The 19,440-nt window shown below is 23.0% G+C and carries 19 protein-coding genes; all 19 read left to right on the top strand.

The features are described from left to right. Positions 1 to 88: 88 nt before the first annotated feature. Positions 89 to 580, top strand: a complete 492-nt coding sequence (locus tag GBZ86_RS04775) for a PH domain-containing protein (protein ID WP_152888262.1) — start codon at positions 89 to 91, stop codon at positions 578 to 580. Next, entirely contained in the window at positions 573 to 2,048 is a 1,476-nt protein-coding gene (locus GBZ86_RS04770; RefSeq protein WP_152888260.1) for a PH domain-containing protein, read from the top strand. Before GBZ86_RS04775 ends, GBZ86_RS04770 begins: the two co-directional genes overlap by 8 nt. A gap of 23 nt (positions 2,049 to 2,071) precedes the next feature. After that, positions 2,072 to 2,743, top strand: a complete 672-nt coding sequence (locus GBZ86_RS04765) for a response regulator transcription factor (RefSeq protein ID WP_152888257.1) — start codon at positions 2,072 to 2,074, stop codon at positions 2,741 to 2,743. After that, the gene (locus GBZ86_RS04760) at positions 2,733 to 4,112 is read left to right on the top strand and encodes a HAMP domain-containing sensor histidine kinase (RefSeq protein ID WP_152888255.1); all 1,380 of its coding nucleotides are present in this window, start codon (positions 2,733 to 2,735) and stop codon (positions 4,110 to 4,112) included. The genes GBZ86_RS04765 and GBZ86_RS04760 overlap by 11 nt, the downstream gene beginning before the upstream one ends. Before the next feature lie 37 nt (positions 4,113 to 4,149). Further along, on the top strand, positions 4,150 to 4,938 hold the full coding sequence (locus GBZ86_RS04755; protein ID WP_152888252.1) for a DUF3919 family protein: 789 nt from the start codon (positions 4,150 to 4,152) through the stop codon (positions 4,936 to 4,938). Beyond that, positions 4,919 to 5,950, top strand: coding sequence for an ABC transporter substrate-binding protein (locus GBZ86_RS04750; RefSeq protein ID WP_152888250.1), 1,032 nt, complete (start codon positions 4,919 to 4,921; stop codon positions 5,948 to 5,950). The genes GBZ86_RS04755 and GBZ86_RS04750 overlap by 20 nt, the downstream gene beginning before the upstream one ends. Before the next feature lie 142 nt (positions 5,951 to 6,092). Beyond that, positions 6,093 to 7,469, top strand: a complete 1,377-nt coding sequence (pgtP, locus tag GBZ86_RS04745; protein WP_152888248.1) for an MFS transporter — start codon at positions 6,093 to 6,095, stop codon at positions 7,467 to 7,469. A 351-nt stretch (positions 7,470 to 7,820) separates the two neighbouring features. Continuing rightward, complete coding sequence (locus tag GBZ86_RS04740; RefSeq protein WP_152888246.1) at positions 7,821 to 8,375, top strand: GNAT family N-acetyltransferase; 555 nt, start codon at positions 7,821 to 7,823, stop codon at positions 8,373 to 8,375. 176 nt (positions 8,376 to 8,551) lie between these two features. Continuing rightward, positions 8,552 to 9,517: a hypothetical protein gene (locus GBZ86_RS04735; protein ID WP_152888244.1), complete on the top strand. Its 966-nt coding sequence runs from the start codon at positions 8,552 to 8,554 to the stop codon at positions 9,515 to 9,517. Positions 9,518 to 9,797: 280 nt separating this feature from the next. Beyond that, the gene (locus tag GBZ86_RS04730) at positions 9,798 to 10,508 is read left to right on the top strand and encodes a YveK family protein (RefSeq protein ID WP_152888242.1); all 711 of its coding nucleotides are present in this window, start codon (positions 9,798 to 9,800) and stop codon (positions 10,506 to 10,508) included. Next, positions 10,495 to 11,175 (top strand): CpsD/CapB family tyrosine-protein kinase, encoded by a 681-nt coding sequence (locus GBZ86_RS04725; RefSeq protein ID WP_152888240.1) that lies wholly within the window; start codon positions 10,495 to 10,497, stop codon positions 11,173 to 11,175. The genes GBZ86_RS04730 and GBZ86_RS04725 overlap by 14 nt, the downstream gene beginning before the upstream one ends. An 83-nt stretch (positions 11,176 to 11,258) precedes the next feature. After that, a complete protein-coding gene (locus tag GBZ86_RS04720; RefSeq protein WP_152888238.1) occupies positions 11,259 to 12,401 on the top strand; it encodes a DegT/DnrJ/EryC1/StrS family aminotransferase in 1,143 nt (380 codons plus the stop codon). Positions 12,402 to 12,510: 109 nt separating this feature from the next. After that, complete coding sequence (locus GBZ86_RS04715; protein ID WP_152888236.1) at positions 12,511 to 13,617, top strand: glycosyltransferase family 4 protein; 1,107 nt, start codon at positions 12,511 to 12,513, stop codon at positions 13,615 to 13,617. 11 nt (positions 13,618 to 13,628) lie between these two features. Beyond that, positions 13,629 to 14,684: a glycosyltransferase family 2 protein gene (locus tag GBZ86_RS04710; protein ID WP_152888233.1), complete on the top strand. Its 1,056-nt coding sequence runs from the start codon at positions 13,629 to 13,631 to the stop codon at positions 14,682 to 14,684. Between the two features lie 59 nt (positions 14,685 to 14,743). Then, complete coding sequence (locus GBZ86_RS04705) at positions 14,744 to 15,727, top strand: glycosyltransferase family 2 protein (RefSeq protein ID WP_152888231.1); 984 nt, start codon at positions 14,744 to 14,746, stop codon at positions 15,725 to 15,727. 22 nt (positions 15,728 to 15,749) lie between these two features. Next, on the top strand, positions 15,750 to 17,090 hold the full coding sequence (locus GBZ86_RS04700; protein WP_152888230.1) for a glycosyltransferase family protein: 1,341 nt from the start codon (positions 15,750 to 15,752) through the stop codon (positions 17,088 to 17,090). After that, positions 17,050 to 18,012: a glycosyltransferase family 2 protein gene (locus GBZ86_RS04695; RefSeq protein ID WP_152888228.1), complete on the top strand. Its 963-nt coding sequence runs from the start codon at positions 17,050 to 17,052 to the stop codon at positions 18,010 to 18,012. Before GBZ86_RS04700 ends, GBZ86_RS04695 begins: the two co-directional genes overlap by 41 nt. Before the next feature lie 13 nt (positions 18,013 to 18,025). After that, the gene (locus GBZ86_RS04690; protein ID WP_152888226.1) at positions 18,026 to 19,063 is read left to right on the top strand and encodes a glycosyltransferase family 2 protein; all 1,038 of its coding nucleotides are present in this window, start codon (positions 18,026 to 18,028) and stop codon (positions 19,061 to 19,063) included. A 44-nt stretch (positions 19,064 to 19,107) separates the two neighbouring features. Then, positions 19,108 to 19,440, top strand: a 333-nt coding sequence (locus GBZ86_RS04685) for a glycosyltransferase family protein (RefSeq protein ID WP_207707421.1), incomplete at its 3' end; no start/stop codon positions are given.

Below are 19,440 nucleotides of genomic sequence, written 5' to 3'. Positions count from 1 at the left end.
GGTAATAAATTTATAAATGATTATAATAAATTTATATTACATTTAAAATCAATTACTTAAATTGTAAGTTTACTAAAAGGAGGAAAAAATGGAGTATAGTAAATTAAATCATAATGCAAAAAAATCCTGGTTTATCTCTAGGATTATAAGTACTTTAATTATAGGAAGTATATTAATAGGTTTAGATTATTTTATTATAAAAGTATTGCATACTCAATGGGGAAAGAATAATGCTATTTTTATCCATATAATCATTGGAACAATAATTTTATTATTGTTATTAAATACTTTTTTATATCCATTTATAGAGTATAAGCAATGGAGATATTTAATAGATAATGATAAAGTAGATTTTTCAGAAGGAATTTTTTCCATAAGAAGAACTATAATACCTATTATAAGAATTCAGCATATAAATCTTAATCAAGGGCCTATAAATAGAATTTTTAAATTAGTAGATATTGAAATTGTAACAGCAGGTGGAACTCATAGGATTCCTAATATAGAATTAGAAAAAGCTGAAAAAATAAGCGAATATTTAAAAGACAAAGTTAAAGAAAAGGTGGAAGTAAATGTATAGTTTTGAAGAAAGCAAAAGAAATCATTGGACAAGTATTCAAAAGTATATAATTGAAATACTTACACAAATCTTTTTCATATTTTTAGTTTTATTGAAAAACTTTGGAATAATAGGTCTACTAATAGGAGTAATTATAGTATTAATTATAGCTACTTTAAAATGGTGGAAAACTATATTTTATATTAAAGAGGATACAATTATTTATGAAAAGGGTATATTATGTAAAAATAAAAAAACTATTCCTTTTAATAAAATAACAGCTATAAATACAGAAAAAAACTTAGTAAATAGAATTTTTAATACATGTACATTAAAAATTGATACAGGTGCTGCTACAGAAAAAAAAGCAGAATTAATACTAATACTTAATGAATCTTTGGCTGAAGAATTTAATAAACTTTTATTCAATAGCAAATGCAAAATGATAGATTCTAAAGAAGAGCATATTGGTAGTAATAAAAATAAAATAGAAGTTATAGATAAATATATAAATGTATCTTTAAAAGAAATAGTAATATATTCTTTAACTACTAATAAATTTGCATGGATTCTTGGAATCATTGCTATATGGAATAAGATAAATGATATAATTTCTAAAAGTATTATGGGAAAAGTAAATAGTAAAGTTAATGGTGTAGTTATGAATGCTAAAGATACTATTTTAGATAATGCATCATGGTTTATAAAAATTAAATATTTAATTTTATTAATTATAATAGTTTATATAATAGCAACAATTGTTTCTATTGTAATTAATTTTATAAAATTTAATGATTTTAAGCTTTATAAAATTAAGAATAAACTAAATGTAGAATATGGATTAATAACAAGAAAAAAATATTTATTACCTATAAAAAAAATACAAGCTGTAAAATTAAAACAAAATATAATACAACAATTTTTAGGTGTGTATAGTATTGAAGTTGTTATAATTGGATATGGTGATAGTAATGATAAAAAAGCTATAATTTATCCTATAGCTAATAAAAATATTGTGAAAAAAATAATAAAAGATTTTCTTCCAAAATTTAGTTTCAATGGGCAAATACATAATACCAGTTTAAAATGTTTTTCAAAATTTATAGTAAAAAGATGTGTATTTTCCATGATTTTTATGTTTATAATTTTACATTTTATAAGTTTTATTCCTATGGTTTATAAATATTCACTAATAATTTTATTAACTTTAGTGCAGTTTATATTAGGATGTATAAATTATAAAAATAATTTTTTAGGAGTAAGTAAAAATAATGTAATTGCTTCTTCTGGTTCTATAAAAAAAATTACATATTTAATAATGCAAAATAATATTCAATCTATAACAAAGGAACAAAATCCATTACAACGATTAATAAATGTCTGTACTTATAAAATAGATATATGTACAAATTCATTTGGACAAGTTGTAATAGTAAAACATTTAAAAGAAACAATATTTAATGAGTTAGAAGAAAATTTAAAGTTTTAGTATTTAAAATGGAGGAAAAACATATGAAGATTCTTGTTGTAGATGATGAAAAAAGTATATTACAATTAGTTAAGATGAATTTAGAACTAGAGGGTTATATTCCCTTAACAGCAGAAAATGGATTTAATGCTTTAGAAATAGTAATGAGTGAAAAGCCAGATATTATAATTTTAGATGCTATGTTACCAGATATAGATGGATTTAGTTTAATACCTAGAATAAAAAAGATAGAGGATATACCAATAATAATGTTAACAGCTAAAAGTTATATAAATGATAAACTTTTAGGATTACAATTAGGAGCAGATGATTACATAACTAAGCCATTTAATAGCATAGAGTTATTATTAAGAATAAAGAGTGTTTCTAAAAGAATACCTAATAAAAATGAAAAAGAAAAAAATAAAATAATTATAGGTAATCTGATTATATTAAAGCAAGAAAGAAAAGTTTTAGTAGAAAATAATAGTATAGATACTACTTATAAGGAATTTGAAGTATTAAGCTGTTTATGTGAGCATAAGGGTAAAGTATTTTCTAGAGAAAAATTATTAAATATAGTTTGGGGGTTTGAGTTTGAGGGAACAACTAGAGCCGTGGACATATTAATTCAGCGTTTAAGAAAAAAGCTAGGTAAATGTCAAGGATACATAAAAACTATTTATGGAGCAGGTTATAAATTAGATGTTGAATAAATTAAAACTTAATATAAAAAATAAAATTATATTGACTAATATATTAATATTAACACCTATAATATTATTTATTTCTTTATTAACAATTAATACTTTAACTGAAAATATAATATCAAATTCAGTAAAAAATATTTTAGTTAAAAGTGAATCAGCACAAGGATATATAGAAGATGTGCTAAAAACAAATAATCCAACAGATATAAATTATTTTTTAGAAGAGTCTGGTTTGTATTTAATCACTAGTTTGAGTGATAAATTTAATTTAAGAACTCAATTATATGGAGTTTCAGGTCAGCTTCTTTATGATTCAGAAAAAAATGAATTAAGTTTATATAATGAGGATATAAATAAAGCTTTAGAAGGAAAAAAAGCATATTTAGTAAAAAAGATAGATGGAGTTCCACAGATATTGTTATCTTCATCAATTTTTCATAATGGAAAAACTTATGGTGTTCTTAGATTTATATATAAAGAAACAAATGCTTCATTAATAATAAGAAAAACAATACTTATAATGATGATCCTTTCTTTAATTTCTATAATGATAGGAGTATTATTAATAAATACATTTGCACAAGGAATTGTAAAGCCTATTATTATTTTAAAAGAAAAATCAAAGAAAATTGCTAATGGATTATTTTCTCAAAAGGTTTCTATATGTAGTGGGGATGAAATAGAAGATTTAGCTAGTACTTTTAATACTATGAGTAGTAGTTTAGAAGATTATATTAAACAGCTTAAAGAATCTAAAGAAAGACAAAAGAATTTTTTTGATAATGTATCTCATGAATTTAAAACTCCTTTAACTTCTATAATAGGTTTTTCTGAAATAATTCCTAAGCTTAAAGAAGAAGAGCAAATAATAGAGAGTTCACAATACATACAGAGGGAAGGAATACGGTTGTTAGCTTTAGTAGAAGAGGTGCTTAATTTATCTAAATTAAATAAAAATGTTTTCAATATAGAATCAACATTTATAGATTTAAAATCACTTTTAGATGAAGTAATAAAATCCTTTAACATAAGATTAAATAATTATCATATAGAAATTGTTAAAAAATATAGTAATACTTTTGTATATGGGGATTATAATAAAACTAAACAAGTGTTTATAAATATTATAGACAATGCAATAAAATATAGTGGATGTGAACTTATAATTATAGAAATTATAAGAAAAAAAGATAGTATTGATGTATTAATAAGAGATGATGGAATTGGTTTTGATAAAAATAATAAAGAAATTAAAGGTACAGGATTAGGTCTTAATATATGTAAAGAAATTATGAATAGTCAAAATGGAGAATTTTCAATAGAATCTATATTAGACCAAGGGTGTAAAGTCATAGTAACTTTTAATATTAAATAACTTTGGATCTTACATAGAATATAATAAGGAAGTAAAAATGAAAAAAGTTTTGAAAAAATCAATATACATATATATTTTTATGATTATGGTATGTTATATTTCTTACTATTATATGAATAACATAATATATAATAATGTAAAAATAGTATCAACTGGAATTTATAACAAAGCAGTTTTAAGTACTAATATTCCAGAGCAAATAGTTATAAAAAATGAAAATTTAGGTGAGCAAATAATAACTAATAAATTAATAATAAATAATGTATTAAAGAATATAAGGGAAATCTGTAAAGGAAATAAGATAGATATCAATTTAGAAAAAGATTCTAAAGCAATTAAGTTATTTGGAGAAATTATATATTCAGATAATATTATTAATAAATTTAAAATTGATAATATTTTAGAAATAAATGGACAGGAGTTTTATAGCAATACTTATCTTATAAATGAATTAAGGAATATGATGGTAGAAAACTTATATTGCTATGATAATATTTTAAATATAATTAGTAAAGAAAATAATAAAATTGTTTATTATAGTGGAAATAATAAAATTATTTTAAGCAAAGAGCAAAAATTAAATTTAATTAATAACTTAAAACAGTTTAAAGTATTATCAGATAATAAAGAGTTTTTAAATATGGATTTAAAAGAAACTTCTAAATTTAATTTTAGAATATATTTAGATAAAAATAAAATGAACAATACAGAGAATAGTATTTTTCTAGATGTTTACAAAGAGTATATAATTTTTCAATATTTAGGAGATGAGAATGGTAAAAAAGTATATATAAAAGGTGAACTAGATGAAAAAAATTTTAAATAAAAAAATAAAGATAACATTATTAATGATACTAACAATATATGGGGTTTGTCATATTAGTATATTTAAAATATGGAGTAAAAAGGAATATAATTTTGATAATCTTAAAGGAAAACATTTAGTGGCTTATGTTACTTTAAGAGATGAAGAGGCTAAAGCTATTTTTGAGTTATTTAAAAAAGAAACAGGTTGCACGTATGAATATATTAAGTTACCAACAGAGCAAGCTGTAACAAGAATTTTAGATGAAGCTAAAAATCCTAAAGCAGATATATATATTGGTGGAACCTGTGATGGATATGAGATTTTAAAATTTAATGATGTATTAGAGAAATATAAATCTTTTAATGTGAAGAATATACCAGATAAATTTAAGGACTCTAAGGGATATTGGACAGGGTTTGAAATAGAACCTTTAGCAATTGCTATAAATAAAGATAGTTGGGATAAAAAATTTAATAAAGAACATATACAAAAACCAAGTAGTTTTAATGATTTGTTAAATTCGATATATAAAAATTCTATTATATTACCTAATCCTATAACATCAGGAACAGGATATACTTTATTAGCATCTCTTTATCAACAGCTTGGAGAAGAAGAGTTTATTAAGTTTATAAAAAAAATTAAAGTAAATACTAAAGCCTTTACGGTAAGTGGATTTAATGCAGTTCAAAATGTAGCCTCAGGAGAATATCCTATTACCATAAATTTTTTAGGGGATCAACTTATAATGGAAAAGTCAAATGTAGATTTAATAAATGTAGTTCCTAAAAATGCTGGATGGAATGTAAATGCAGTGGCTAAAATAAAAAATAGAAATAATAATAAGGTGGCTAGTGCATTTATAGATTTTTGCTTATCTGATTATTTAAAGGATAAATTAAATAATTTTTCTACTGGATTATCTACGAAAAATATAAAGCATTATGATTATGATATTTTTCAACAGTATTCCTTTGAAAAAGCAGCACAAAATAGAAATAGAGTAATGGAGCTTTGGAATAATAATTAATATTTAATAAAATTTTTATATTAAATCTCTTAAATGTTACAATTATGAAACATTTAAGAGATTTTTTTGTTGAATTAATGTTTTACTATTTTATTGTAGAGATTTCACGTGAAAACATTATCAAATTAATAGGAGGATTAAAATGTTTGGTTTTTTAAAGCAGGCACCTGCAATTAAAAAATTACCAGCAAATCAAGTGTCTAAAGCATATAAAATTTATCGTTTACGTATGTTTTTAATGATATTTGTAGGATATACTGGTTATTATTTAGTTAGAAAAAACTTTGCAGTGGCATCACCATATTTAATTCAGAATTTTCATTTCTCCAAAGCAGAAATAGGATTAATAAGTACGGGACTTGCTATAACTTACGGATTAAGTAAATTTGTTTTAGGGGGATTATCAGATAAGTCTAATGTAAAATATTTTATTGGAATTGGACTTTTAGGTTCAGCAATACTTAGCATATTTATGGGATTTTCTCATAGTATGGTTATGTTTCTAATATTAATGATTTGTAATGGATTCTTTCAAGGTATGGGAGCACCACCATGTTCTATAGTTATAGGTAAATGGTTCTCTCAAAAAGAAAGAGGATTAAAAATGAGTTTATGGAATATATCTCATAATATTGGAGGAGGACTTATAGCTCCAATAGCAACTTTAGCTATTTTAATATGGGGAGAAAGTCATTTCCAAAGTATATTCTTTTTACCATCAGTTATTTGTATAGCTCTTGCAATATTTGTTTTCTTAATAGGTGCAGATACTCCAGAGTCAGTTGGATTACCATCAATAGAAGAGTATACAGGAGATTATCCAGAGGTTAAAACTGAAGAAAAGGGAACAGATTTATCAGCAAAAGAAATAATGATTAAATATGTTCTTACAAATAAGTATGTATGGTACTTAGCATTAGCAAATGTATTTGTTTATTTAATTAGACAAGGTATAGTTAATTGGATCCCAGTTTATTTAACAGAAGCAAAAGGGTTTTCAGCTGCTAATGCAAACTGGGCTATGTTTTTATTTGAGTATGCAGCTATTCCGGCTAGTATTTTATTAGGATGGTTATCAGATGTATTATTCAAAGGAAAAAGAGCACCTCTTAGTATAATGTGTATGATAGGAGTTATAATTGCTACAGTTGCTTACTGGCAAACAAATAATTATATAATTACAATAATTTCAGTTGCATTTATTGGATGTTTTATATATGGTCCGCAACTTTTAATAGGAATGAATTTAATAGATGTTGTTCCTAGTTTTGCAGTAGGATCAGCTACTGGATTCTCAGGTCTTTGTGGATATCTTTGTGGTGAAACAATGGCAGACTTAGTTTTAGGTTCTATAGCAGATAAATTTGGATGGAACGGAGCATTCATATTTATAATAATAGGAGCTATAGGAGCATTAGCTCTTCTTACTTTAACATTAAAAGTAAGTAAGAATTCAAAGAGAATTTCAGATAGTGAATTAAACTTAGAAACACAAACTTTAGAAGCAGAAGAAGCTTAATATAATTTTATAAAAAACTCACGTAAAATAAATAGATAAAAAATTATGATAACAATTAGTAAAATGAAAGTATAATAAAAACTTTAAAAAATATAATATCACACTAAAGAAAGATAAACATTATTGAAGTAATTTTTAGTTGAATAGTTAAATAACTAAGAAATAACTTTAAGTAATGTTTATTTTTTACGTAAAATTTTTTTATAATATTTTAAAATAATGAAGTTAAAGTAATATAAATAGAATAAAAAGAAATTGAAAGTTATGTTAATAACAAGTTTACTTTGAATATTTTAGAAAAATACTGTAGTATTTGTTTATATAGTTATAATTAAGTATTAAGGAGGATTTATGAATAAAGTATTAAATGTAAAAAGAAAAGATGGAATAGTTTTAGAAGTTTATTTAAAAGAGTTAGATTTATCATATATAAATAAAATAATGGAGTTACAAAATATAGTTTTGCAAGGGTTAGAGGATAGACAATTATATGTGCCGACTAACAGAGAGGAATTTATAAGCTATTTAAATTCTCATGGTAAAATATTAGGATGTGTTACAGAAGAAGATGAATTAATTGCTTTTGGTGTATATTTAAAAAGAGGATATGACAAAAGCAATTATGGATATGATGTAGGAATTGAAGGAGAAGAACTTTTAAAGGTTGGTCATATAGATACTACTATTGTAAAGGAAGAATATAGAGGAAATAGTCTTCAAAAAATAATTTGTAAAGTTTTAGAGGAAATAGGTAAAGAACAAGGTACTCCAATTATGTGTGCTACTGCATCACCATATAATAAATTTAGTGTTAATACATTTATAAAATTAGGATATGAAATAAAAGCAGATAAAATTAAATACGGTGGCTTAAGAAGATATGTATTAATAAAAAATACAAAATAAAAAGTTTCGAGCATGGAATATAAACTACCTATTAGATAAAAGGTTAAGTGAGGAGTGATTTGGATAAGTTACCTTTATAACTCACTATACAGTATGAATAAAAAGTTGCTATAATGTTATTGTAATTAATGAAAAATAAAAAACAAAAGATAAATTTAATAAAAGGATGTGTGATTATGAGAAGAAAATTAATTATAGCAGCATTAAGTATTTTTTTAACTTGTTCTTCAGCAACAGCAGTTAAAGCATACAATGGAGACATTACTATTCCTACACAAAAAGTTGCTGTAGTTGATGGAAAAATAAAATCACAAATACAGGTAGCTAAGGAAAAAACAATTGTAGACCCTTGGATGTACGTGGATGTTAAATTAGATGCAACTAAATCTAAACAAAATAAAAATAATTATGCAGAATTAGCATTAAAAAGAGCTTTTGCATATTTTATAGATAATAAATTATCAATAGGAGATGGAGATTTTTCTATTATATTAAATAATGGTTTTGTAATAAATAAAAATAATTATAAAAGCAAAAAAATAACTAATATAGCAAAAAAAGAAATTTTAGATAAAGATTTCTATAGAGGAGATACAATATTCAAATTAGCATATTTATATCACGATAATGCTATAGAAAGAACAACTTATTGGAAGCTTATAGATACTATAGATCTTCCTGCTGGGTCAAGTCATACTTTAAATAAAAAATATTCAGTAGGAATAAATAAAAATGAGCAGTTAAACATTGGGCAAGCACTTGGAATAAAACTTATAACAGGAGCAGAAGTTAGTGGAGGAGCAGATTGTAAATTTGCTAGTGCTAAAATATTAGCTAAGTTAAATGGTGAGTTAAATAGAACAGTTTCTAAAACTTTTGAAAATAGTAGAAAAATAAACTCAGTTTTTGAAAGTAACACTAATATTTCTTATAATGTAAGCAATGAGGATAAGGTTGTTTTAAGATATCAATTAGTAGATAATTTTAAAGTAGATAGTGAAACTTTTAAAAATGCTACAAGTAAATTAGAGTCTTTAATGAATACTTCAGGAGTTAAAATAGTAAAGATTATTCCTACGGCAGGTACAGAGGGTGTAGATGTACCAATGGATCAAGTATTTGATATAACAATAAAAAAATAATATTTTAAATAGAAGTGGCAAGTATTGACTACAAACTGTTTAAATTATAACTTTGAACTTTTATAGTAAAAAAGTTGTAATTATTCAGTTTTTGGAAATACTTGCTACTTTTTTTATTAATGCGTATATTACCTTTAATTAAAATTTAGCAAAATACATTTAGTTCTAAAAATATTATGAAAGGAATATTATTTTAACAGTTATTGTGAATATAAACATTAAATATATGATTTTATTTTACTTTAAAATTGTTGTGAAGAAGTTTGTAAAAGGAGGTATTATGGAAGAAAAATTTTTGAATATTGAACATTTAAAGTATGTGTTAAAAAAAGGGTTCTGGATAATTGTATTAATAATTTTTATTTCAACTTCAATTGGAGCATATGCAACTTATAGTAAAAATTCTAATTTAAAATTATCATATGTTACTAAAACTGAAATATTTATAGGAAATACTCCAGATATGGAAACTATGCATACAAAAGAACAGTTAGACTCCTATAATTCTATAATAAACTATTGTATTGAATTAGCTTATATGAACAATTTTTCACATCAATTAGTTGAAAAATATAATATACAAGCTGATGCAGAAATAATTCAAAGTGGATTAAGCATTATTAAAAATGAAAAGTTACCTATAGTTGAAATATCATATACTAATTCAAATACTAATGAAATGATAGAAATTTTAAATGCTGCATCTAAGGAGTTTAAAGAAAGTATTAAAAAGATTATTGAAAGAGTTCATATAAAAACATTAGAAGAGCCTATTATTAATACTATATATCCTACAAAGAAAAATTTTATTTTACCATCATTTGTAGTAGGTTTATTATTAAGCTTAGTGTTAGTGTTTTTATTAGATTATTTTGATAATAGAATAAAAAACAAAGAGGAGGTAGAAAATTTAATAAATGTAGTTGTTATTGGTGAAATTTTAGAGGAAGATAAAAAGATAATTAAAGGAGAAAATAATGTTCATAGTTGATAAAATGCCTAAATCTATAGAGGCAGAATCTTATAGAGCTTTAAGAACTAATATACAATATTCATCTATTGATAAAAAATTAAAAGTTATAGTAGTAACTAGTAGTGAACCCAATGAGGGTAAAACTACAGTATCAGGAAATATAGCTTGTGTATTAGCTCAAAATAATAGTAAAACTTTACTTATAGATTGTGATTTTAGAAATCCCAATGTTAATAAAAGATTAGGCATATCTAATGAAAATGGATTATCAGAAGTTTTAATTGGAAATAAGGATAAAAGTGAAGTTATAACTAGAATAAATAAGAATTTATCTGCATTAACTACAGGAAAAATTCCTCCTAATCCTTCTGAAATGATAGGTTCAAATACAATGAAAGAATTATTAAAAAGTTTAAAAGATGAATATGATTATATTATAGTGGATACTCCACCTTTACTTGTAGTTACAGATGGGCAATTACTAGCTGCTAATGCTGATGGTACTATATTAGTTGTTAAAGCTGAAAAAACAAAACAAAAACAATTGATGGAAGGTAAAAAAGCACTAGAGATTGTAAAAGCTAATATAATAGGTGTAGTTTTAAATGGAATTAGTAAGAAAGTTAATAAATATTATGGTTATTATAAGTATGAAGAAAATAACAAAAGAAAAAGAAAAAAATAGTTCCAACTTATAAAAGATTAGATAGTAATAGTGAAATTAAAATTAGCCTTTAATATATAAAAAATATAAAAGGAGTTAAATTTATGAAAAAAAAAAGAATTTATTTATCTTCACCACATATGGGAAGTAAAGAAGAGTCCTTTATAAAAGAAGCTTTTAAAAGCAATTGGATTGCTCCTTTAGGGCCTAATGTAACTGAATTTGAAAGAGAAATTGCAAATAAGGTTAATGTGAAAGGAGCAACTGCATTAACTTCGGGAACAGCAGCACTGCATATGGCAATAAAATATTTAAATGTAAAGAAGGGAGATAGGGTATTTTGTTCTAGTTTAACCTTTGCTGCTAGTTGTAATCCCATAATATATGAGGGTGGTATTCCTGTATTTATAGATTCAACATATGAGAGCTATAATATGTGTCCTATTGCTTTACAAAAAGCTTTTGAAGAACATAAAAAGAAAGGTATTTTGCCTAAAGCTGTAATAGTTGTTCATCTTTATGGACAAAGTGCTAATATGGATAAAATATTGAATATATGTAATAAATATAACACACCAATAATTGAAGATGCAGCAGAGTCTTTAGGAGCTACTTATAAAGGTCAGCAAACTGGTACTTTTGGAGAATTTGGATTATATTCTTTTAATGGAAATAAAATAATAACAACTTCAGGTGGAGGAGTTATTATTTCTAATAATGAAGAGGCCTTAAATAAAATTAGATTTTGGTCAACTCAATCAAGAGAAAATGAAAGACATTATGAACATAAAGAGTTAGGTTATAATTATAGGATGAGTAATGTTTTGGCAGGAATAGGAAGAGGACAATTACAAGTATTAAGAGAAAGAATTAATAAAAAAAAGGAAATATTTCAATGCTATAAAAGAGCTTTTTCAAATATTAGTGATATAGAAATGATGCCAATTTGTGATTATGGAGAGCCTAATTATTGGTTAAGTGTGTGTACTATAAATAAAAATTCTAAAGTTAAACCGTTAGATATTATATTAGCTTTAGAATTAGAAAATATAGAATGTAGACCTGTTTGGAAACCTATGCATTTACAACCTTTTTATAAAAGTTTTGAATTTTATAGTAAAAATGAAAGAAAAAACAGTATATCAGAAGATATATTTAATAGAGGATTATGTTTGCCTTCTGATACTAAAATGGATGGAAAGGATTTAGATAATATTATAGAGATAATAAAAAGATTATTCTTATAGTTAAATAAAAGCTGTAGAAAGACAAGCTGTTAATTAAAAGGAAAATGGCTATGAAAAAATTAGGAAGAAACAATAGATTAAATTAATAATTTTAGTAATGGTGAGATAAATGGAAAAAGTTTTGTATATTACAACTGTTAGTTCTACTATAAATATATTTTTAACTGAGCATATAAAAATGTTAATAAAAAATGGGTATGAAGTACATTGTGCTAGTTCTATAGATAAATTATTAAATGAAGAATTAAAAAATAATGGAGTAATACATTATGAAATTCCTTTTGTTAGAAACCCTTTGAGTTTTAATAATGTTAAAGCTTTTATAGAATTAATAAAAATTAATAAAAGAAATAGATATAACATCATACATGTACATACCCCTATAGCATCTATATATGGTAGGATATTGAAAATAATTTATAAAAATATAAAAATAATTTATACAGTCCATGGATATCATTTTCTTAAGGAAGGTACTAAATTAGGCTGGTTATTATATTATCCTATAGAAAAAATTATGGCTAAATTTACAGATGTAACTATAACTATTAACGAAGATGATTTTAAAATAACTAAGGATAAACTAAAACCAAAACAAACTTATCTAGTAAATGGAGTAGGTATTGATTTGAATATTTATAAAAATCTATCTTTGCAAAAGATAAATTTAAAAAGAAAGGAACTTAATTTAAAATCAAATGACTTCATTATTTTAATGATTGCAGAATTAAATAAAAATAAAAATCATATACAACTTATAAAAGCATTAGAACTTTTAAAGAATAAATATTGTAATATTAAAGTTTTGTGTGTAGGAGAAGGACCGTTATTAGAATATTTAATAGAAGAATGTACTAATAGAAATTTAAAAGAAGATATAAAGTTTTTAGGTTTTAGGACAGATATAAATGAATTAATAAATTGTTCAGATTTAGGAATACTTTTGTCATACAGAGAAGGACTACCAAGATGTTTAATGGAATTTATGGCTAATGGGAAAAAAATAATTGCTACTAATATAAGAGGGTGTAAAGATTTAATTCGTAATGAAGAAGTTGGATTTTTGGTAAACAAAGGAGATTATAAAGGTACTGCTAAAGCTATAGAATATTGCTATTTAAATAAGAAAAATAATTTTTTTATTCCAAAAGAAATATATAACTATGACATAAATAATATATTAAAAGATATTGAAACTATTTATGATAGTATTTAGGAGAAAAAATTATGGTTAGTATTATTTTACCAGTATATAATGTGGAAAAGTATATTGAAAGATGTATGGAAAGTTTAATTAATCAATCTATGAAAGATATTGAAATTATAGTTATTAATGATGGTTCTGTAGATAAAAGTTTAGATATTTTAAATAAATATTTGGAAAAAGATAATAGAATAAAAATTATAAATAATTCAAATAAGGGTGTTTCATATTGTAGGAATATAGGGATAGAAGTTTGTAATGGTAACTATATTATGTTTGTTGATAGTGATGATTGGTTGGATTTAGATATGGTTAATCTTATGTTTCAAAAATGTGAAAAAGAAAATGCTGATTTAATTATGTGTACTTATGTAAGAGAATTCAAAAATCATTCTAAAGAAAGAATTTTTGAATTGCCTGAATTAACAATATATGAAGGAGAAGATATAAATAATAAATTAAATAGAAAGCTTATAGGTCCAGTTGGAAAAGAGGTATCAAATCCATCAACCTTAGATTCTTTAGGAACAGTATGGGGTAAACTATACAAAGCTTCATTTATAAAAAAAAATAAATTTAAATTTATTGATTTATCAATTATTGGATCGGCAGAAGATGTTTTATTTAATATATATATATTGAATAAATTAAATAAGATAGTTATTTGGAATAAACCATTATATCATTACTGGAAGGATAATCCTAAGTCATTAACAACTAAATATAAAGTTAATTTAATAGAAAAGTGGAAAATTTTATTTGAATATATAGAATATTTTATAATAGAAAATAATTTAAATGAAGAATTTACAGAAGCTTTAAGAAATAGAATTTGTACTTCAGCTTTGGGGTTAGGATTAAATGAATGTAGTAAATATAATAAATCCTCATGGAAAATAAAAAAAAATAATATAAAAAAATTTTTAGATGAAGAGATTATGATAAATGCATATAAAGATTTTTCACTTAAACATTTTTCTTTTTGTTGGAAATTTTTTTATTTTTTAAATAAATATAGATTTTATAAGAGTACTTACTTAATGTTAAATTGTATAGAATTTTTAAGATGTAGAGTTTAAAAATCATTTATAACTATTAAAAATTAAGGAATAAACAATGTATAAGAAAGGTGAATTAAGTGACTTTAATAAGTGTAATTATTCCTGTATATAATGTAGAGAAATATTTACAACAATGTGTAGAAAGTGTGTTAAATCAATCTTTTAAAAATATTGAAGTTATTTTAATAAATGATGGTTCAACAGATAATTCTAAGAAAATATGTAATGAATATGAATTAAAAGACAGTAGAGTTAAAGTTATACACAAAAAAAATAAGGGACTATCTCACACTAGGAATGTAGGAATAAAAGCTTCAAAAGGAGATTATTTATTATTTTTAGATAGTGATGATTATTGGGTTTCAAATTCTTTAGCAGCCATTGAAAAATATACAAAATATGGTGTAGATGTAGTATTTTTAACATCAGCTAAATTTTTTGAAAAAGATAATCTATTAGAAAAAAATTTTGAGTGTTTAAATAAATATGAGATTAATAATAAAACTCAAGAAGAAGTTTTAAAGTATTTAGCTAACATTGAAAAATTTCCAGGAAGTGCATGTACTAAATTAGTTAAAAAATCTTTAATCATAGAAAAAAAAATATTTTTTCAAAAAGGGTTACTAAGTGAAGATATTGATTGGAGTACTAAACTTTTAATAGAGGCTAAATCTTTTTATGTATGCAATGTTAATTTTTATATTTATAGAAAGCAAAGACAAGGATCTATAACTAATAGAATAAGTTATAAAAATGTGAAAGATTTATTATTTATTATAAAAAAATGGAGTGAAAAATGTGAAAAAGGAGAAGTAGCTATTAATTTAAAACCTTATATTTTAGCAATATATTCTTATGAATATATTGTATTAATAGGATTAATATTTTTTCTTCCTAAAAATACTAGAAAGTTATTTTATAAAGATATAAATAAATTAAGAGTTTTGCTTAAATATGGAAAAACTAAAAAAGTTAAGATAGTTAAGCTTGTAGTTAAGGTATTAGGGGTAGTACCAACTGCATATATTCTTAATAAGTATATAAACATATCCTCTAAATAAGAAAGTATAAAGGTTGGGTACAATGATAAAAAAAATTTTAAAGATATTAGTATATTTTATTATTTTTATTTTATTTATATATGGTGTTTCAACAATAATAAAACTTAAATTTACTACAGTAATGATTTCTATCATATTAATTGGTATATTTTTTTATTTGAATTTTAACTTCATAAAAAATAATAAATTGAAAAGTTTATTTTGTTCATTATTCTTTATTAAATTAATGCTGTTAATATATGATATAGCAAATAAAAATTTACCTATGACTAGTGGTGATTTTCAAGTTTATCATATGTTCTCTAATGATATAATAAGTAGAACAAATAGTATATGGGAAGTTCTTTCTCTTTCATCAGGTACAGATTTATATCTTAAATTTAATGCATTACTTTATATATTATTAGAAAATAATTATAATGTACCGTATCTTTTTACCTTTATTTTTTCTTTAATACTTACAATTTATTTATATAAAACAGCCTTTCTTATAACAAAAAATGAAAAAGCATCAAGTGCAATAGTAATTTTATGGATGATAACACCAATGGAAATAATATATTCAATCACATATTTAAAAGAAGTATATATTCAAATGTTTTTTATAATTTCTTTATATAAAATAATTGAATATATACAAAAAGGAAAAAAAATATCAGCTATATTAGCTTTAATATTTTCTATTATACCTACCCTTAGTCATTCGGGAATGATAGGAATAGTAGGTATATATATATTAATTATAGCTTTTTATAACTATAAAGAAAGAAAATTAAAATTTAGAATAAAAGCAGTAATTGCTTTAGTGTTAATATCTACATTTATTTTAGTAACTCCATTAGGAGAAAAAATGACTACTAAATTTAAAAATATAAATGATGCGGAAGATATGATAGAACAAACTCAAAATGTAGAAGGCAATACGGCATATATTATAAATACTCCAGAAAATAGGAAAGATTTATTATTACAAACTCCTTATAGATTTTTAATGTTTGCAATATCACCACTTCCTTGGCAAATAATTTCCTTAGAAACAACTATTGCTTGGATTTTAGATGGATTATTACAATATTTTATTTTTATATTTTATTTATTATATTTTATTAAATATAGACCTAAAAATGAGGAAGAAAGGATATATAAATATTTATCCATAGCAATTTTTTTAGTAACGTATTTAATTTTTGCTTGGGGAACTAGTGCTTATGGAACTGCTATGAGACATAGATTGAAAATATATCCTATGACATTAATTTTTATGTATGAATATTGGAAAAAAATTAAATATGAATTTAAAAAAGAGAAAGGAATAAAGGGCTATGAAAAAGCAGTTAATAAGTGTAATAGTGCCTATTTATAAGGTAGAAAAATATCTTTCTCAGTGTATTTTAAGTTTAACAAATCAAAGTTATAAAAATTTAGAAATAATATTGATAGATGATGGGTCGCCAGATAATTGTGGAAATATTTGTGACGATTTTTCTAAATTAGATAAAAGAATTAAAGTTATTCATAAAGATAATGAAGGCTTAGCAGAGGCTAGAAATGTAGGATTAAATGTTGCTAAGGGAGAATATATTGGATTTGTAGATAGTGATGATTGGATACATCCAAATATGTATGAAAATTTAATAAATACGGCTTTGAAATATAAGGCTGAAATAGTAGAGTGTAAGTTTAAGAAGCTTTATAAAAGAAATATTTATTTGAAAGAAAATAATTATATTAAAAAAACAATAGAATTTAACAATAAAGAAGCTTTAAAAAATCATTTGCAAGGCAAATATCTTTATAGAGCTGTTTGGAATAAAATCTATAAAAGAGAATTATTTAAGAACATACGTTTTCCTAAAGGAAAATTGGCAGAAGATTTATATATTACTTATAAGTTATTTTATTTATCAAAAAAAACTGTCTATTTAGATTTTGAAGGATATTACTATTATATAAGAAACAATAGTATTATGGGAAAAAAAGAAGAAAAGCTAATTGTTTCTATTTTACAAGGAACGAAAGATAAACATGCTTTTATATGTAACAATGTACCAGAACTTAAGGAAAGAATGGATAATATTTATACCAATACTTTATTAAAAGCATATGCATATTTTTCTAGTGAGAAATATACAGGTATTAATAAATATAAAATTAAAATAAATAAAGAGTTAAATAGAAAAGATATTAAAGCTAGCAAAATTTGTAAAATAGCCCTTTTTACCTATAAGATATGGCCACACTTATGTGCAACATTAATAAATTTATTAGAAGAAAGAAAAAGATAATTAGAGGTGTTAAATGAAAGCAGAAATAAGTGTTATAGTTCCAGTTTATAATGTTGAAAAATATTTAAATAATTGTATTGAATCTATAATAAATCAAAGTTTTAAAAATATAGAAATATTATTAATTGATGATGGATCTACAGATAATAGTGGAGAAATTTGTGATGAGTATGGAAAAAAAGATAATAGAATTAAAGTTATACACAAAGAAAATGAAGGGGTAAGTATAGCTAGAAATACAGGAATAAATAATGCTGAAGGTAAATATATAGCTTTTGTAGATAGTGATGATTTTATACATAAAAATATGTATGAAATTTTATATAAGTTTATGTGTAAAGAAAAAACAGATGTGGTTATGTGTAAATATAATAGAGTTTTACCAAATAATGAATTAATAAGTGAAGAAGAACCATTAAAAGCTGGTATATATAATAAAGATGAAATATTCAATAATTTAATTTTACCTATGATAGGAAATGAATTAGAGGATTTAGGTGAACCTCTTATAATGGGAAGTATTTGGAGATGCTTATATAAAAAAGATATTATAGATAAAAATAAAATAAAATTTCCTAGGATAAAAATAGCAGAGGATATGCTTTTTAATTTAGATTATTTAGGAAGATGTTATAAGGCTAAAGTGATAAATAAACAATTATATTATTATAGGTATAATAAAGAATCTGCTACAAAGCATTATAAAGATAATTTGTGGGAAATAGCTATGGAACAAGTGAATTTAACAGAGAAAAAATTATTAAAGTTAAATTTATTAAATGAAAAAAGTAAGGAAAGGTTAAAAACAAATAAATTACAATATATAATTTGGAGTATTATAAATGAAGCTCATCCTAAAAATCTTAAAAATTATAAACAAGCAATAAAGAAAATGAAGAGATTTGGAAAAGATAATAATACAAAGGAAGTATTGACCTGGGAAAATATAAGGTATTATCCTTTAAAGCAAAGAATTGCATTAATATGTATGAAACTTAAGTTGTATAGTCTTATTTATATTTATGAAAATAGAAAAATAAAAAATAGTTAAATAATAAAATTTATTTTATATAAATATTTAGGAGTGTTAAAAAAGTGATAAATAAAGATGAAGAAGTCATTAACGTATTACATTGTTTAAATAATTTAGCTAATGGAGGGATTGAGACTCTTTGTCTAAATATAAATAAAAATATTGATAAAAATAAATATAAATTTCATTACTTTATGACAATTGGAAATAATTTCTATTATAAAAGTAAAATGGAGGATTTGGGTGGAAAAGTACTTTGCTATAAAAATAAAAACGCATTAATTTTTTTTTGTAAAGTAATACCAAAGAGAGTAAGACATATTTATGAGATAATTAAAATTTTAAAAAAAGAAAAATATTATGCTATTCATATACATAATTGTAGTGATATGAGT

The sequence above is a fragment of the Clostridium tarantellae genome (assembly GCF_009295725.1).
Lineage (GTDB): Bacteria > Bacillota > Clostridia > Clostridiales > Clostridiaceae > Sarcina > Sarcina tarantellae.
This window is presented reverse-complemented; position numbering and strand designations above follow the sequence as displayed.